Annotated in this window: 6 protein-coding genes; 1 reads left to right on the top strand and 5 read right to left on the bottom strand. The window is 70.4% G+C overall.

Annotated features, from left to right (window positions below):
• Nucleotides 1-120 precede the first annotated feature (120 nt).
• On the top strand, nt 121-1,257 hold the full coding sequence (locus ACGFJ7_RS21740) for an adenosylhomocysteinase (RefSeq protein ID WP_360256357.1): 1,137 nt from the start codon (nt 121-123) through the stop codon (nt 1,255-1,257).
• Nucleotides 1,258-1,361: 104 nt separating this feature from the next.
• Here ACGFJ7_RS21740 and ACGFJ7_RS21735 read toward each other — a convergent pair whose 3' ends face one another.
• From ACGFJ7_RS21735 to ACGFJ7_RS21715, 5 genes are all read right to left on the bottom strand, one after another.
• Nucleotides 1,362-7,109, bottom strand: a complete 5,748-nt coding sequence (locus ACGFJ7_RS21735; protein WP_392643397.1) for a ThuA domain-containing protein — start codon at nt 7,107-7,109, stop codon at nt 1,362-1,364.
• A gap of 215 nt (nt 7,110-7,324) precedes the next feature.
• Nucleotides 7,325-9,178, bottom strand: coding sequence for a trypsin-like serine protease (locus ACGFJ7_RS21730; protein ID WP_360256352.1), 1,854 nt, complete (start codon nt 9,176-9,178; stop codon nt 7,325-7,327).
• A 15-nt stretch (nt 9,179-9,193) separates the two neighbouring features.
• Nucleotides 9,194-9,883, bottom strand: a complete 690-nt coding sequence (locus ACGFJ7_RS21725; protein WP_392643396.1) for a DUF6193 family natural product biosynthesis protein — start codon at nt 9,881-9,883, stop codon at nt 9,194-9,196.
• Entirely contained in the window at nt 9,880-14,256 is a 4,377-nt protein-coding gene (locus ACGFJ7_RS21720; RefSeq protein WP_392643395.1) for a polymorphic toxin-type HINT domain-containing protein, read from the bottom strand. Before ACGFJ7_RS21720 ends, ACGFJ7_RS21725 begins: the two co-directional genes overlap by 4 nt.
• Before the next feature lie 201 nt (nt 14,257-14,457).
• Nucleotides 14,458-17,298, bottom strand: a complete 2,841-nt coding sequence (locus ACGFJ7_RS21715; RefSeq protein ID WP_392643394.1) for a beta-galactosidase — start codon at nt 17,296-17,298, stop codon at nt 14,458-14,460.
• Nucleotides 17,299-17,978 lie beyond the last annotated feature (680 nt).

Raw genomic sequence — 17,978 nt, 5'->3', positions numbered from 1 at the left:
CCGGCGTGCGCCCTCTGCGGCGCCGGGCCGTGTTCGGTGACCACTCGTACCGCATGGACTTCTACCAGTAGAAGCGGCTGGCCCTTTTCTTTGCCCGCCGACGAATGGAAGACAACCGACATGATTTCTGAGTCCTTGCTGTCCTCGTACGAACACCCGGCTGTCCGCTGGGCGGCCGCCCACATGCCCCTGCTGCACGAGACCATGAGCCGGTCCGGGGCGGCGTTCGCCGGCGTACGTGTGGGAATGTGCCTTCATATCGAACCGAAGACCGCCGTGCTGGCCACTCTCCTCGTCCGGGCCGGCGCCCACGTGCGCCTGACCGGCTCGCCGGGCACGACCAAGCCCGAGGTGGCCGCGGCCCTGCGGGCGATCGGCGTCGAGGTGTACGCCTCCGGCGACGATCCGCAGGTCGACCGGATCCTCGACCTCGAGCCGGATCTGCTGCTGGACAACGGGGCCGACCTGACGCTGGGCCTTCTCGCCCGGGGCGTCCCCCGGCAGTTCCGGGGCGGCACCGAGGAGACCACCACCGGCGGGCTTCGGCTGCGGGAGGGCGGCCACGCCGGCGTCCCCTTCCCCGTGGTGGTGATCAATGACAGCCCGCTCAAGCAGCTGGTCGAGAACCGCTTCGGGGTGGGGCAGAGCGTGGTGCAGGGCTTCATGAACGCCACCAACCGCATGCTGCCGGGCGCGAACGCCGTGGTCGTCGGCCACGGCCCGTGCGGTCGTGGGGTGGCGCAGACGTTGCGCCTGCTCGGGGCGCGGGTGTCGGTGGCCGAGGTCGACCCGTACCGCAGCCTCGAAGCCGCCCTCGAAGGGCACGGCACCGGGCCGGCGGAGGATCTGCTTCCCGGCGCCGACCTGATCTTCCTCGCCACCGGAAGGCCGGGCGTGCTCGGGCCGGCGCAGATCGAGCTTCTGCGCGACGGCGTGGTCCTGGCCGGCGTCGGCCACCGCGGCGACGAGGTGGATCTGGGGCTGCTCGGCACGCCCGGCCCGGACACCGGGGCCTACCACCGGGAGCACCGGCTCGCCGACGGCCGCCGCGTCGTCGTGCTGGCCGAGACCCGGATGATCAACCTGGTCGCGGCCGGCGGCAACCCGATCGAGGCCATGGATCTCGGTCTGACGCTGCAGGCGGCGTCGCTCGCCGCCATCGCCACCGGCACGGTCGGGCACGGCGTGCAGCCGGTGCCGGACGCCCTCGACCGCGACATCGCCGAACGGTTCGCGGCCCACCTGACCTCCTCCTGACGATCGGGTCCGCGGCGACGGGCAGGGTTCGAAACAGTGAGTACGCCGCCCTCCGTGAAAAGGGCGAAGCCCGCCCCGTCGTGACGGGGCGGGCTCCTGGAACATCAGCGCTTCGCGGCGATACGGGTCGGATCGCCGCCGAGGCGGCCGGCGCCCTTCACCGATTTGCCGTCGTTCGCTTTCACGCCGGCGGCGCTGGCCGTGCCGCCGAGGCGGACGATCATCGCGTCGGCGTCGCGGAGCAGCGTGTCACGGACGTCGGTGTCGGTGACCAGTTTCTTGTCGTTGACGAGGGTCTTGAAGGCGGTCAGCTCCTTGATGGCCTTGTCGTCCTTGCCGGAGGCCTCGGCCTTGCGGGCCGCGTCCAGTTTCTTGGTCAGGTCCTTGTGGGCCTTGGCCGAGAGCCGGCTGGTCGCCTTGAACCGGTCCAGCAGGTTCTGCATGTCCCGGAACGAGGTGGTGACGTAGAACTGGACGGTGGTCGTCGTGCGGTTGCCCGCCTTGTCGACCGCGGTGGCGGTCAGGTCGTGCAGGCCGAGCGGCAGTTCGTACAGGGCCAGCAGCGCCCCGTTCGTGTACGCCTGGCCGTTCAGCGTGGCCGTGGTGCTCTGGACGCCCGAGGTCGGGTCGACCGCCTGCCACGAGATGCGCACGTCCTGGCTGTCGCCGTAGAGCTGGCCGTGCGCCACCCCGGACACGAGCAGCGTCGGCTTGGTGCCGTCGATCCGTACGACCGCGGACTTGAGGGTTTCCGCGTTTCCCGCCTTGTCGGTGGAGCGGTACAGCAGCTCGTGCTGCCCGTCCCCCTTGATGTCCACGGGCGAGGTGTACGGGGTCCAGGCGCCGCCGTCCAGCGACCACTCCAGCTGGCCGACTCCGGAGCCGGCGTCGGCCGCGGTCAGCGTGACCGGGATGGCCCCGGCGTGCCAGCCGTTGTCGTTGGCCGGCGCGAAGGACGCCGTCGTGAGCGGAGCCGTGATGTCGATCTTCACCGCGACCGACTTGGCCGTCTCCACGTTGCCGGCCTTGTCGGTGGACCGGAACCGCACCTCGTGCGAGCCGTCGCCGGTGACCGGAATCGGTGCTGTGTAGGCCGTCCAGGTGGTGGCGCTGTCGACCTGGTACTCCGTCTTGTCGACGCCGGAGGCGTCCGCCGCGGTCAGGGTGACCGTGACGTCACCGGTGTGCCAGCCGTCGACCGGTGTGCCCGACACCGACGCCGCGGTCACCGGCGCGGTGGTGTCGGCGTTGGCCGCGGTGAGCCGGAAGTAGTCGAACGCCACCGTCTTCGCCGCGCTCTGGCTGGTTCCGATGCTGTACAGCCCCACCTTGGAGACGGCGGCGTTGGTCAGCGCCGGCAGTGCCGTCCACGTCGTACCGTCGGCCGAGTAGGACGCCGTGTAGGTGTTGCCGGCCTTGGCCAGCCGCAGGTGCCACACGCCCGAGGCCAGGTTGCCGGTCTGGGGCTGCGGATCCTGCACCGTCGCCCCGAGCTCGCTGCGGAACTCGATGCGCCGGCTCACCGCCTGCCCCGCCTCGTTGTCGACGACGAAGTCGAGCTTGACGTAGTTGTCGTCGTCGCCGTAGACGATCAGACCGGCCTGCTGGTACCGCTCGTTGAGGGCGCTCCCGTCGACCTTCGTCTCCACGGTCCAGTCGCCGGACGGCACTTTCTGCAGGATGAAGTTCTTCGGCGCGGTGTTGCCCCCGCCGTAGATGTCACCGGCCGGTGTGTCGATCCGCAGGGAACCGTCGGCGATCCGGTACGCCGTCGGGTCCTCCCGGACGACCGCGTTCCACCGGCACTTGTCGAGGGCCGCCCCGGTGAATTCGTCCGACGGCGTGACGGGTTCCGCCGGCTCGTCCGGCGTCATCTGGAACCAGTCGACCGCCGCGTCCACCACCGGCGCGGTGGTGCCGCCGTTGAGCGCGAACACCCCGACCCGCGGGTTTACGATGCCGGCCAGCGCGGCCGCCCGGCCGACCGCCGTGAAGTTCTGCCCGTCGACCGACGCCTGCGCCGTCAGGTTCGTGCCGTCGCTGATCAGCCTCAGGTAGAAGGTGTCACCGACCGGCGCCGCCGTGCTGTCGCCGCTCTCGTTGCGTGGCGTTCCGGCGGTCTCCCGGATGAACTCGACCGTGCGGGCGCCGTTGAAGAGCAGATCGAGCTTGGCGTAGTTGTCGTCGTCGCCGTACACGATCAGACCGGCCTGCTGGTAGTTCGCGGTGACCGGCAGGGTGATCTTCGTGGTGGCCTGCCAGGCGCCGGTGGGCGCCGGTTGCAGGATCAGGTTGGTCGCGTCGTTCCGGTTGCCGTAGAGGTCGCCCGCCATGGTGGGCAGCCGCAGGGATCCGCCGCCGACCGAGAAGGTCTGGTTCTCCCGCACCACCGACCAGCGTGTGCGGTTCAGCGAGTCGCCCACGAAGTCGTCCGAGCGCGCCCCGAAGCAGGACGTGCTCGGCGCTTCGACCTTGACCGGCACATTGACGTACGCCTTGGCGCCGCGCTTGTCGGTGACGGTCAGCGTGGCCGTGAAGTTCCCCGGCGCGTTGTAGGTGTGGCTGGCGTCCAGAGTGTCGGCCTTGCCACCGTCACCGAAGTCCCAGGCGTACGTCAGCGGGGTGTCGCCTTCCGCGTCGGTCGCCGTGCCGTCGAAGGCGACCGTGACCGGCGCGGTGCCGCCGGCCGGCGTCGCCGTCGCGCTGACCGCCGGCGGTGCGTTCTCGGTGACGCCCCGGCCCAGGAAGTCGATCCAGTTGAGGTTGAACAGCGATCCCGCGCCGCCGGCCGGGTCCTGGGCGACGAAGAACAGGGACTCGGTGTCGGCGGCGGTGACCGGGACCGTGACGTCGGCGTAGGTCTGCCATCCGCCGGTTCCCGGTACGGTCGCCGTGGCGACCAGCGGGCCGTCGGCGGCACCGGACCGGATCTCGATCTGGCCGCCGTTCCCGGCCGAGGCCGCCCGGAAGCGGATCGAGTCGACGCCGGTCAGGCTGGCCGGGTCGATCGACCAGTAGTCGCCGTCCTCGATGAAGCCGATGTTCTGGCCGCCGCCGGCGGTGTCGGTGGTGGTCTCCCGCTGCACGCCGGCGTCGCCGCCGCCGGTGCTGCCGGGCACCCGCCCGGTGGCCGTGTAGTACTCGGCCTGCTTGCGCTTGGGCTGCAACTGCTCGATGGCGCGGCCGGTGAGCGGGGCCGCCCCGCCCTCGCCACCCTTGTCGGTGTAGGTGGCCTCGAAGACCGCGAACACGTCGGCCTCGGCGCCGTGGCCGGCGGCCAGCGCCGTCTGCACGGTGCCGGTGCAGCCGGTGTGCTGCTCCAGCGGGTGGGCGTGCTCGTCGTGGCCGAGCAGCACCTGCAACTGGATCCGGTCACACTCGATGGTGCCGTCCTCCGGGTCGGTCACCTTGATCGTGTACTTGACCTGGTCGCCCCAGTCGAAGAAGCCGCCGTCCGGCGGGAACTCGATGGAGACCGTCGGCGCGGTGTTGCCGACCGTCACCGGCACGTTCGCCACCGCCGTACGGCCCTTGGGGTTGGTGACGGTGAGCTGCGCGTTGTAGTTGCCGGCCTTGGTGTAGGTGTGCGTCGGGTTGGCCTCGTCCGAGGTGCCGCCGTCGCCGAACGTCCACGCGTAGGTGAGCGCACCGCCGTCCGGGTCACGGGAGCCGGCGCTGGAGAATTTCGCCGTCAACGGCACCGGCCCGGAGGTCGGGGTGGCGCTCGCGTTGGCGATCGGAGCCCGGTCGCCGGCGACGTAGTCGATCCGGTAGACGCCGGAGTCGTCGTTGCTGCCGCCGAAGCCGCTGCCCCACTCGATCAGGTACAGCGCCCCGTCCGGGCCGAACTCGAAGTCCATCGGCCGGATGAAGCTCATGCCGGTCAGCAGCTGGTTGATGTCGACCAGGGACTTGCCGTCCTCGGTGACCTGCATCGTGTACATCTTCGACTGGTTCCACTCGCCGAACATGGCCTTGCCGTCGTAGTAGGCCGGCCACTTGCGGTCGGAGTTCAGCGCGGCGTCGTACCGGTAGACCGGACCGGCCATCGGCGCGCCGCCGCCACCGATCTCGGGGAAGCGCGGGTTGCCGCCGTAGTCGTAGTCCACAGTGGCCGCGATGGCCGGCGGCAGGTCGGTCAGGCCGGTGTTGTTGGGCGAGTCGTTCTTCGGCGCCGCGCAGTCGAACTTGGCGCCGCTCGGCCCGGACGGGAACTGGTAGTCGTTGTAGGCGTAGTTCGCGCCGGTGCAGTACGGCCACCCGTAGTTGCCGGGCTTGCCGACGATGTTCCACTCGACGGTGCCCTCGGGGCCGCGGTTCGGGTTGGTGGTGCTGGCGTCGGGGCCGTAGTCGCCGACGTACAGGGTGTTGGTCTTCGGGTCGATCCCGATCCGGAACGGGTTACGGAAGCCCATCCCGTAGATCTCGGGCCGCGTCTTCGCGGTGCCCGGCGGGAACAGGTTGCCGGCCGGCACGGTGTAGGACCCGTCGTCCTCGGGGTGGATCCGCAGCACCTTGCCGCGCAGGTCGTTGGTGTTGCCGGCGGACCGCTGGGCGTCGTAGTCCTGCCGGCCCGCCCGCTCGTCGATCGGCGTGTACGCGTCCGACTCGAACGGGTTCGTGTTGTCGCCGGTGGCCAGGTAGAGGTTGCCGTCACGGTCGAAGGTCATGCTGCCGCCGGCGTGGCAGCAGGTGTTGCGCTGGGTGTCGACCTGGAGCACGACCTTCTCGCTGGCCACGTCGATGGTGTCACCGGTGACGGTGAACCGGGACAGCAGGTTGCGCGGTGTGCTCTCGTTGCGGGCGTAGTACAGATAGACCCAGCCGTTGTCCTTGAAGTCGGGGTCGAGCCGGATCCCGATCAGCCCGTCCTCGTTGCCGGTGAAGACATCAAGGTCGACAGCGGTCACCGTACGGCCGGTGTCGGGCTTGATGATCTGCACGCGCCCGTCACGTTCCACATAGAACACCCGGCCGTCGGCGGCGATGTCCAGCTCCATCGGGTTGCTGGTGTTGCCGTCGAGGGCGACCTTCTCGAAGCTCGGGGTCAGCGAGGCGCCGCAGTCGGCCTCGACCACCCCGGCCGCGGTCTGGATGCCGCCGAGCAGGTGGGAGAGGAACTGCGGATCGGCGTACGACTCGTTGGTGTGACCGCCGCCGGTGTACCAGGCCCGGCCGCCGTCGTAGTCGCGGCACCAGGCCGTCGGGTGGTCGGCGCCCATCGCGCCGGTGCCTGGGCTGTAGCTGGACTCGTCCAGGCTGGCCAGCACGTGCACGTCGCCGCGGGGGTTGGTGCGGAAGTTGTACCACTCGTCGAAGCGCGACCAGCGGTCCGGCAGCGAGGCGGTGGACGGGTGCGCGTGGTCCTCGACCTTCACCGTGGCCTGCTGGTTGGCCGGGTGGTTGTTGAAGTAGGCGCCGACCAGCTTGCCGTACCAGGGCCAGCTGTACTCGGTGTCGGAGGCGGCGTGCACGCCGGCGTACCCGCCGCCGGCCTGGATGTAGCGCTCGAAGGCCGCCTGCTGCCCGGCGTCCAGAACGTCGCCGGTGGTGGAAAGCCAGACGACCGCCCGGTACTTGGCCAGATTGTCGTCGGTGAAGGCGGCGCCGTCCTCGGTCGTGTCAACGGTGAACCCGTTGTCCTCACCGAGCTTCTTGATGGCCGCGATGCCGGCCGGGATGGAATCGTGCCGGAAGGCCGCGGTCTTGGAGAAGACGAGCACCGAGTACGGCTCGGCGGCGGCGACATCCGGGGCCGCGGAGGCGGCCGGCGCGCTGATCAGAGTGGCGGCCAGAACCGCACAGGAGGAGAGGACGGCGGTGAGCACTTGTCGAAGGCGTCGACGGGGCACAGATTCTCCTTGTGTCCGTTGTAGTCGGTCCGGCCCGCCGAATAGCCATCCCGCATCGAGATTTGTTTATTGCTTGTACAAACTTGAGTCCTGCACAACGTTTCAAGCAAGGGTTCAGCGTGTAACGGTTAGGTAACTGAAGGTCAACTTCGCCTCCGTTCCGGCGCGGGAACGCCGGCCCGCGCCTCTCGGCGGGCCGGCATCCCACGGGTGATCTAGGGCAGAACCAGGAGCTGAAGCACCGTGGCCGGCACTCCCGAGCCGTCCGGTGCGGCGATGCCGATCGACAGGTAGCCGTTCTGGGGCACCGACGCCTTCTGCGGGGCCGTGTCCTTGGTCTTCCAGACCACGTTGATGTTGGATCCGACGCCGTCCTCGTAGCCGTCGCTGCGAATCGCGTACGCCCCGGGCACTTCCAGCTTGAGCATGGCCGTCGCGCTCCCCCGCCCGAACTTCACCGTCCGGTCGATGTCGAAGCAGAGCTGACCCTTGGTACCGACGGTCAGATCCGACGTCCGCAGCCGGATGTACTCGTACGGGCCGGTCTTCGGCACCGAGCAGTCCGCCAGCAGCAGCCGCCCGTCACCGGAGATGAGCTTCACCTTCTGCTCGGCGAGGATCCTCTCTGCACCGGGGTAGGCCATGTTGTCCACCATCGACTGCTCGGCCACCGGGGCCGGGTCGTCGAAGGAGACACTTGCCGGGTCCGCCGGCTCAGTGGTGCTTCCGCTCCCGATGACGCCGTTGTTGAGGGCGCACAGGGTTCCGCCGACGGCCACGCAACCGTGGTAAAGCGTGACGTCGTCGATGAAGCCGCGGTAGCCACCGAGGTTGGCCGGCTGGTCGTAGGCGACGTTGACCTGTTTGATCCGCTTGCCGGCGGCAACCCGGCCGATCTGCACCCGCACGTGGTTCCAGGTGTTGAGGGTGAGGTGGCCGCACTGCTTGGAGGGATGGATGTCGACGCCGTTGCTCGCGGTCGCCTTGAGGGAACGAAGCCTCGTGCCGTCGGTGAATTCGAGATCGATGGCCACGCAGGTGCTGTTGTTACCGGTGGCCAGGCTGCCCGAGCCGCCCTCCGGGAAGATCGAGTATTCGAGTACCGTCCGGCCGTCGACCAGGATGTTCGGTGTCGAGGCGAGCTTGAGGTGGGCGTAGGACGAGATGCTGCTGAGGTCCTTGCCGGAGTACAGGACGGACCGCGTGCCGGTCCGCGCCCGCTGCGTGCGGATCCCGAGCTCGGGCCCGCTCACCGAGGCGATCACACCACCGACGTTGTAGATCATGCCGGCGCCGGCGGAGATGTTGGGCACGACAGCCGGATCCGTGGCCTCGAAGCTCGTGTGGCCCGTCCGGCTCTTGATCCAGAGGCCGAGGTCGTCGACGCGGACCGCGGTGGCGGCATGGCCCTGTTCCGCCGCCGAGCCGAGACATCCGGCCGGGGCCGCGGTGGTGACCATCGCGACCAGCGTCGGTACGCCCGACACGGTACGCACGACCGGTCCGCCCGCATCGCCCGGGCAGACGCTCGCGTCACCGGTCGCGGTGAGTGTGACGGTGTCACCCGCGGACTGCACCGCGAACGAGCCGGAATGCGGCCCGTTCGGGAGCCATTGCGTGCCGGTACGACCGGCGCCGAGGACGCTCAGCGTCTCCCCGGCGGCCGCCGGCGTGCCGGCCAGCTGCACCGAGGATGTGGTCGGGCCTAGGTTGCCCTGGTCCAGATGCAGGAGCGCCACGTCGCGGGTGGGGTGGAATCCCACGCTGAGAACCTGGTACCGGCCGAACGTCGTCAGGCGCAGCGGCGCCGAGCCGTCGGTGGCCGGTGCGGCGCCGCTCGCCCGCAGGCAGGTAGCCGTGGTCAGGGCATAGTCGCGCTCGATCTGACTGGCCGTACAGCCGAAGAAGTTCTCGGCCTTCGCCCCGTCGCCGACCACTAGCGGCTGGACGTAGTCGGCAGTGGCATCGACCGTGTCACCGGTGACCGCCCGGGCGCTGGCCGGTACGACCGCGAGGCCGAGGAGCATGAGAGCGGCGGTCAGTGCCGCCCTCGCCGGAGTCTTCGTCAATTTCTCTCCCATGGATCAGTAGGTGTCGGGAATTTCGACGGAGGCGAGGCGCACCGCCTCGGCCGGCGTCGCCGCCGGCCGAGTGGTGGCCTGCCAGGATGTCTCGACCTCGTAGCGACCGGCGTGGTGCCAGATGGCGACCTGACCGTTCTCGCGGTCATCGGGATCGACGGTGAAGCGTGCGAGCGTCTCGTGCGTCACCGACGGGTACAGCCGGCTCAGGCGCGGATCGTCGTGGGCAGCCCGCAGTACCGGCCGCATGGTCTCGTAGCCGGGGTCCCCCAGATGGAACTCCCAGAGCACGTCGAGCAGGTTGCCGTCCTCGCGGGCCTGCTCGAAGCGGCTGGTCTCCAGGAAGGGGAAGGCGGCGATCATCTCCCGGATCGTGCTGCCGTCCCGCCAAGCGGCGGCGGCCCGGGCCAGCAGTTCCAGGTCGTCGCTGCCGCCCCACAACCGGGGCCGGCCGTCGACGCTGACGTTCATGCTGAACACCCGCCGGTTCGCGGCAGTCGCCAGATCTATCCGGCCGCTCGCAGTCGCGACCGACGCGTAATTCAGCCGGAAGAAATCGTCGGGCCAGGAGATCTCCTCGAGGTCGACACCGGCCCGCCGAGCCGCATTGCGCCAGGCCGGTCCGAGGCCGCCCTGCTCGGCGAGATCCGGATAGAGGTGGGTGTCGATCGGGGACACCGATGCGTCGCTCATACGGTTCCCGCCTCGAGTTCCAAGTCGTACCGGGCTCCGTCGAGCTTGCTCTTCCACTTATGGTTCAGCTGATTGATCATGGTCTGGTCTCCCTTGCCGTAAAGCTTCACCGCGTTCCACCAGTCGATCGTCGGAAAGGGGGCGGCGACGTCCGTCTCGTTCGTGAAGAACTTGATGTTCTTCCACGGTTCCCGGCCGACGCCGCCTTTCGAAAAGTCGTAGAAGGCCTTCACCATGGCGAACATCTCGGCCTGGGTGGCGTCCGCGTAGAGGTGGTAGCGCTCCGGCGGAACGTCTTCGATACGCAGCGGCTTGGCGCCTTTGAAGGCCATTGTCAGGAACTGATCGAACGGGCCGATTTGCGAGGTCAGGCCGCCTTCGAAACCCGACATGAGCACGTTGATCGGCGGAGCGCCGGAGGCCCGGAGCCGCACGTTGACCTCATCCTGCCAGTTCCCGTTCCCCTCGAAGTGGTCGTACCGCAGCTTCCGTGCCCAGTCGTAAACCCCGAATTTCTTGTAGCCCAGGGCCAGCGGCTTGAGGCAGGGAACGTCGTTGTGGACCAGGAGCGAGGTGGCGCCGGCCTGGACGTAGTACGAATGGAGTCCGTCGACCGTGAGGTTGTGGACGGTGGTGACGGCGGTGTGCGGGCGCACCGCGGTGATCTGAACCCAGGTCCCGCTGCTGGTCCGGAGCCACTGTCCGGGGGCGAGCGTGCCGGCGTCGCGCCACTCGCCGGGGTCGGCCACCCAGAACGGGTGGTTGACGGTGGCCGTCACCGTGCCGCCGGCGGTGCTGACGTCGACCAGGTCCTTCGCGCCGGATCCGGCGATCAGGTCGGTGACCGCCCGCGGCTCGGTGCGCCCGGTGCCCGGATCGGTGGCCAGGACACGGTCACCCACCCGCACCGCCGCGATCGCCCGGCTCGACCCGTCGGCCATCAGGACGGGCGTGTCCGCCGTGAAACTGTTCCCCTTGCACGTCAGTCCGCCGACGACCATGCGGGCGAAGTTGGATTCGAGAATCTTGGCCGGCAAGCCGACCCGTTCCAGTGCGGCCGGGACCCGGATGCGGCCGATGGACCCCTTGAGCTCGTTGATCAGCCGGGCCCCGCCGACCATGGTGAGGGCTGAGCCCGCGGCCCAGGCGATCGCCTGCTCCTCGATCCAGACGCCGAAGAGACCGCCGACGCCCATGCTGACCTCGGCACCGCCGAGGACGGCGGCCCCGGCGGCGCAGAGAGCCGCGCAGCCGAGGGCCAGCGTGACCATGGCCGTCATGCCACCGACGGCGATGCTGCCGGCCTGGACGTACAGCATCTCCGACTCGATCATGTCGAACGCTCGGTTCGACCCGAACATCGGATTGAAGGTGTCGGCCACACATTTGCGGTGGTAGTCGCTGCCGGACGGGTCCATCAGGTCGCAGAACTTGCGGTTCTCACTGGCGCGGGCGATCTTCATGTCGGTCGGCTCATAGACCTGGAGGCAGCGCCCCATCTTCTCCGGGATGGGACCGGCGTCCCTCAGGCACTCCCGGAACTGTTCCTGTAGCGCCTCGATGTGTGCCTGCTCGATCTTCTTCTGACGATCGTTGACGCGCTTGACCATGGCGTTGTAGACGCCGATGGCCGCGTTGGCCTCCTGGCCGGCCGCGATGGCCGCGTCCCGGGCGCGCCGGGCGGCGCCGATCGCCTCGCCGGCCGAGTCTTGTGCACTGGCGAAGGCGGCATGGGCCACCGCCACCGAGCGGGTGGCGTCCGCCGCCGCGGCCTCCGCGCGCTCGGCCGCCGCGGTGGCCGTGTCGGCCGAGGAGATGGCGTTCTTCGCCGACGTCTCCGCCTTCCCGGCCCATTCGGCGGCCTTCGTGGCATGGCCGATCGCGGTGGTTCCGGAGGTGATGGCCTTGGCCGCCCAGGCGTTGGCCTCGTTGGCGCTGCCACGTGCCTTGGCCGCGACGGACTGCGCCTCCTGCGCGTTCTGCGTGGCGATCCAGGCCGCGCTGATGGCCCGGGCCAGCAGGGCCTGCATCTCCTGGTCGTGCCGGGCGGTGTCGTAGTCGGCCTGCGCGGCCGCGTGCCGGCCGGAGTTCAGGAAATCCTGGAGCATTCCGGGCGGGCCGTCGAGCGCGTTCCGGGCCGCGGCGTACAGATTCGTGCCGGGCGAGGTTTGCGCGAGGAGCTTGTTCACGTTGACCCGGGCGTCGGTCCGGGCCGCGTCGTACTGCCCGGACTCGACGAAGGCCCGTACGGCGGCCTCGTCGCCGTCGAGCGCCTTGGTCGCCTCCCGCACCGTGACGACGTTGTTGTCGTTCTGGGCCTTGGCCAGGATCCGGCCGACCGCGACCCGGTCGTCGGTGGCCCGTTCCGGATAGTTCTGGTCCCTCAGAAAGAGGGCCACGTCGGCGTCCGTGCCCTCCAGCGCCTTGAGCGCGGCCGCCGCCAGATTCGGGTTCTTGTCGTACGCCATCGCCGTCACCGTGGCCCGGTCGTCCACGGCGGCCGCGACGTCGATGCCGGTCCGGACGAAGTCGAGGACCTCGTCGTCGGTGTCGCCGAGGGCGGCCCGGGCCGATTCACTGGTGTGCGGCCCGCTGCCGGTCGCGAGAGCCATCGCGACCCGGCGAGCCGCGACGACCGCCTCCGGCCGCGCGGTCAGCGGGCTGCGGACCTGCGCGATCAACTCGTTGGTCCGCGCGTCGCGTTTGGCCGCCTCGCGTGCGTTCCAGGCGGCCGACTGCTCGTAGTGTTCGTAGATGGCCAGCCCGGCCTTGGCCGCCGCCGCGCCCTGCGAGTCGACGACGGCGATGCGCTCGGCGTCGGCGGCCCGGCCCGCCGCGTAGATGTCGTAGGCCTTGGTCGCGGCACTCACCGAAGCCTCCGCGGACCTCACGGCGGCGTTGGCGGCGTCGGTCGATGTCTGCGCCGCCCGGGTGGCGTCGCCGGCGTGGGCGACCGCGTCGAGAGCACGATCGGCCGCGGCGCGGGCGTCGGCGGCCGCTTTGGTGGCGGCGTCGATGGCGGTGTTCGCGGCCTCGACCGCCACGGCCGCGTACTTGCGGGTCGCGTTCGCGGCCCGCCGTGCCCGGTCGGCCTGGGCATGGGCCCGTTTCGCGGCGGCCTCGGCCGCGGCGACGTTCACACCGACCTGCTTGGCCTTGGCCAGAGCGGACTCGGCGGCCTGGATGGCGATGGTGGCGTCGGCCTCGGCCTGCTGGGCCCAGCCGATGGACGCGCTGGTGGAAAGGATCAGCGCACTCTGCAGGAATCCCACGCTGTCCTCGGCCGCCTTGGCGGCGAGGTCGGCGGCGGTCGCCATCTTCGTGGCGTTCGCGGCGTTCTTCTTGTCGACCGCGGCGTCGGCCGCGGCTTTGTTGGCGCGGTTGGCGGCCCGGCGCGCCAACGAGGCCTGGGTCATGGCCCGCGCGGCCGCGGCGGCCGCGGCCCGGGCGGCCATGACCGCCGCGTCCGAGGCGGCGAGCGCCTTCTGGGCCGTCTTGGCCGCCTGCTCAGCGGCGGAGGCCGCCCGGTTGGCGGCGTCGGCCGCCTTGGTGAGGTTGTCACCGGCGCTGTCCATCGCGGCCAGGGCGGCCTCGGCCGATTTCTTGGCCTCGGCGCCGGCCTTCCGGGCCTGATCGGCCGCCTCCTGCGCGCGTTCGTTCTGGTTGCGGGCCTCGGCGCTGGCCGTCTCGGCCGCGGCCGCCAGGTCGGTGACCGCGGCGGCTTCCTCGTCCCACGCGGCGGCGACGGCGTATCCGCTGTCGATGAAGCCGGCGAGGGCGTCGGCCGAGCCGTCGTCCAGGGCACGCTGCGCCATCCGGCGTACGTTGGATCCGGTCACCGCCTTGGCGTAGATCTGCGAGACGCGGATCCGCTTGTCGAGCTCGTCGGCGTCGCGCCAGCCCGTGCGGAGGAACTCGTCGAGCGGACCCTCGGGCTCGTCGGTCATGTTGAGGGCGGGCAGCGGCGACGCGGTGTCGGCGTCGAGCGCCGCCGTCCCGGCCGCCTTCAGCTGGGGCCCGCCCGCGGCGATCACCTGTTGGACCCGCACCCGCTGGTCGGTGTGCAGCGATTCCTGCCATCCGGTCTGGAGGAAGGTCTCGATCGTGTCGGTGTCGAGGGCCTTCAGGGCCGCGGCGCGCACCGCGGGACCCCCACCGGAGTAGATTCCCAGAGCCAGAACGCGCTCGTCGACGGATTGCAGATCCTCGAGCCGGCCGACGAACGCCCGGACGTCGTCGTCACTACCCAGCAACGCCGCCTCGGCGGCGGGCTTGACCATCGGGCCGCCGTTCATCCACAGCGCGGCGACTCGCGCCCGGTCGACCGGCGTCTCTTCGGGTTCGACCGCACGGGCCGGATCCGGAACTGCCATGAGGCTGACGCTCAACGCGATGACGGCAAGTGCCATCACCGACCGGCGCCCCCGCAACCTAGTCATGGATACAATCCATCCACTTAGGTCGGCGCCCCAGTACCGACGATCAAAGATCCTCGTCAATACAACCGCGGCGGTGACGCTACCGATTACCGCATCGCCTCAATAGCCCGTTCCACAGTGTGGGACGGGTCATTCTCAGCTGTCGCGGCCCGCGACTGCCAGGGTGGGCGTGGCCGCGACGCTCCGTTCAGTGGCGATGACCGCGATGGCCAAGGTGTTCCGGCCGTTGTGACGCAGCGGGCCGGCCGGCAGGACGAAGTCGGTCTGCGGGCCGATGGCCGCCCCGTACTGGCCGAGCTGCCAGCCGTTCAGGTAGAGGATCGCCCGGTATCCGGCCGGCGGCGCCCCGTCGAAGCGCAGCACCACCGAGGTGTCCTGGCCCTTCGGCAGGTCGAGCGAGAACGCGGTGCGCAGCCAGGTGACGCCGGGTCCCTGTGCGGCGCCGGCCCAGGGCCAGCTGTGGTCGGCGTAGCCCGGCAAGGTCCAGCCGGCCCGCTCGCCGTACAGGCCGCCGTTGTTCAGAGCCCCGCGCACCGGATCGATCGCGGCGGTGCCCTGGATCCGCCACGTCACCGGCGCCGCCGAGCCGTTGACGCGGGCCCCGACGAGCCCGCGCGGCTGCCGGAAGCGGTTGTCGTCGGCCGTCCAGTCGTCGTTGTGGCCCATGTTCTGCACCAGCACCGACAGCACGGCCGGAGCGCCCGGCTTGAGCAGACCATCCGGTACGGCGAACTCCCCCGCCCCGGGCGACGGATTGGCCGGCGCGTCGGAGTCGGCCTGGACTCCGCCGGCGGCCGAGCCGAGATAGCGCCCGTTCAGCCAGACCAGATAGTTGCCACGCTTGCCGGTGATCGCGTTGAGTGACACGGAGGTCTCGGCGCCGGTGGCGGTGAACCGTCCCCGGTACCAGACGCTGCCGGTGTGGAACCCGTACTCGTCGCTGAACAACACCGGCTGGGTGAGCGGCACGAACGGGCTCAGGCTGGTGGTCTTGCCGGCCACGGTCCAGCCGGAGTCGTCGAAGCCGGGCGCGGCCTCGGGCGCCTCGGCGCGCTGCCGCCATCCGGTGAGCGCCGGCAGAACGACCGGCCGCGGCCCGGGCAGGCGGCCCAGCAGCGACCCGCTCGGCGTACGACGGGTGGCGACCGGCACGCCGTCGACCGTCACCGCGCGCCCGACGGCGAACACCTCGACCGGCCCGGCCGCGGCCGTGTCGGCGCGCAGCGCCACGGCCCCCGGGGTCGCGGTGGCCGACCGCAGCAACGCCGTGCCCCGCACCAGAACCGGCCCGGCGGCGGTGTCGGCCCGCCAGAACGAGGCCGCGGCGGCGGCGGTGCCGAGCAGAAGCAGCAGCGGCCGTCGCCCACCGCCGTCGATCAGCACCCGGGCCAGTCCGCTGTGCTTGTAGTCGAGCCGCAGGTCGCCACTCGCGGCGTCGAAGACCGAGGCGACCCGCCCCTCGAGAACGGTCACCCGTGGCCGGGACGGGTACCGCAGGACGGTCGCACCCGGCGTGCCCTGGCCGCCGTGGAGCACCGCGACATCCCGCCCACCGATCGCCTCGTGCGTCAGCAGTTCCGAAGTGGACGCCACGAGCCGCTGACCGCCGAGCGCGTATCCGCCGACCAGAACCTTGGCGTCGTGCCCGGGGAGCGTCACCGGAAACGCGTACCGGCCCCAGCCGAGGCTGCTCGACACGGCCGCCGTCCCCGGGTTGCGCACCAGCACGAACTGGGCGCCGTCGTCCGGGTTGGCGCGCGCGAGCGTCTCCAGCCCCGCCGCCGCCGGCGCGGCGACCGGATCGGTCCGGGTGAGCGAGCCGGCCACGGCGTGCAGGAAGTAGCCCTGCCGCTTGTACTCGTCGTACTTCGCGGTGAGCTGCCGCGCCTCGGTGATCGCGGCGCCGTAGTCGTACGAGGTGTAGACGTCGTTGGGCTGGGCCAGCCACCCCCAGTTCGTACCGCCGAAGCCCATGTAGTGGCTGAACGCGGTGGCCCCGCCGGCGATCAGGTTGCTCTTCGGGAAATAGCGGGTGTACGCCACACCGGTGAGCTCCCGGCAGGCCTGGTACCCCGCGTTGTTCACATCGATCGCACCCGCCTGGTACTCGGCGGCGAACACCGGCGCGTCCTCGCGGACCCGCTCGGTGATTCCCGCACCCCAGGCACCCCAGACGGTCGCCGCGTTGCCACAGTCGAAGGACTGCGGATAATCGTCCACACCCGGGATCTGCACGGCGCCGTCCCCCGAGGCCCAGGTCGAGGTCCACGAGGCCGCGTCACAACACAGGTTCGTGGTGATCGGAACGTCGATGCCATCCGCGCGGGCGACGTCCTGAAGATCCTGCATGTACGCGGCGTCGGTGTTCACCGCATATTCGTTCTCGACGTTGTAGAGCAGCACCGGCCCACCCCGCGTGACCTGATGCCGGGCGATGATCGGATTGATCTGCCCGAGCCATTCCCGGTAGGCGGCGGTGTAGCCCGGCGCACTGCTGCGGGCCCGCCCCGGCACAAGCTTGAGCCATCCCGGAAAGCCACCGCCACTGGTCTCGGCATTGATGTACGGCCCGGGCCGCGCGATGACGTAGAGCCCCACCTGCGCCGCGGTGCGAAGCAGCCGATCCACATCCCGAACACCGCCGAAGTCGTAAACCCCCGGCGCCGGCGAGTGGAACGCCCAGTCGAAGTAGACCGAGACAGCGTTGAAGCCGGCCGCTTTCTCCTTCTCGAGAATGTCCCGCCAAAGCTCCGGACTGGGCAGCCGAAAATAGTGAAACTCAGCCGCCTGAACCAGCACCCGCCGCCCACCAACCATCACCGAGTACGCGTCATAGCCAACCCGCTGCCCCGCCTCCGCCTCCGCCTCCGACGACTGGACCTGCACGGCCTGCGCCCGCGCCGCCGGCGGCACACCGGCCAGACCACCCCCGGCGAGCGCGACAACCAGAACGAGCAGCATGCGACCAACCCTCATGCCGATCTCCTTCACGCTCATCATCGACATCCGTCAATAGATGATGGCATGAATCACCCTTGCTTGGGAGCGCTCCCGACCGGAGGCCTCGTGCGGAGCGGGGCGAAACGACTCGACCGGCCACTGTCAGAAGATCGCCCGGCGGCGTACAGAGCGAGCCGGCGTCCCGCGGCAACCGCGAAAGCACGACATCCAGCCAAGCGATCCCAGCAAGTCCGACCAAGATGCCCGCCGCAAAGCCAAAGGGTCGAAGGGCGGCCGCCACCTTCGACCCCGAGACCTACCGCCTGCGTCGCGCCGAGGAATGTGGCATCAACCAGCCCGGGGAGCGGCCGGCCCGGGACGGGGCAATCCGAGGGTGACCGGCCCCGGGGGTGGGGCGGTGACGGTGGCCCGTGGGGTTACTCGGTGGCGTGGGCGGCTGCGGCCAGGATCGTGTCGATGGCGGCTTGGGGGGCCGGCCGCGATCAGCCACCGGTCCGGCTCGGGGAGGTCCTGGGCGAAGGAACTGTGCACCGTCGCCGGCTTCGAGAAGGCTTCCGCGTCGCCCTCGGGGCGCCCGGGTGGCCGGCGATGTCGAAGACCGTCGTCGGGTCGGGGACGTCGAACGCGGAGCCGGAACCGCCGAGGATCTGGGAGACGGTTTCGCCCTCGTCGGGGATGAACGCGTCGACGTAGAG

Origin of the sequence: Actinoplanes sp. NPDC048988 (genome assembly GCF_043197815.1) — a bacterium.
Classification (GTDB): Bacteria; Actinomycetota; Actinomycetes; order Mycobacteriales; family Micromonosporaceae; genus Actinoplanes.
This window is presented reverse-complemented; position numbering and strand designations above follow the sequence as displayed.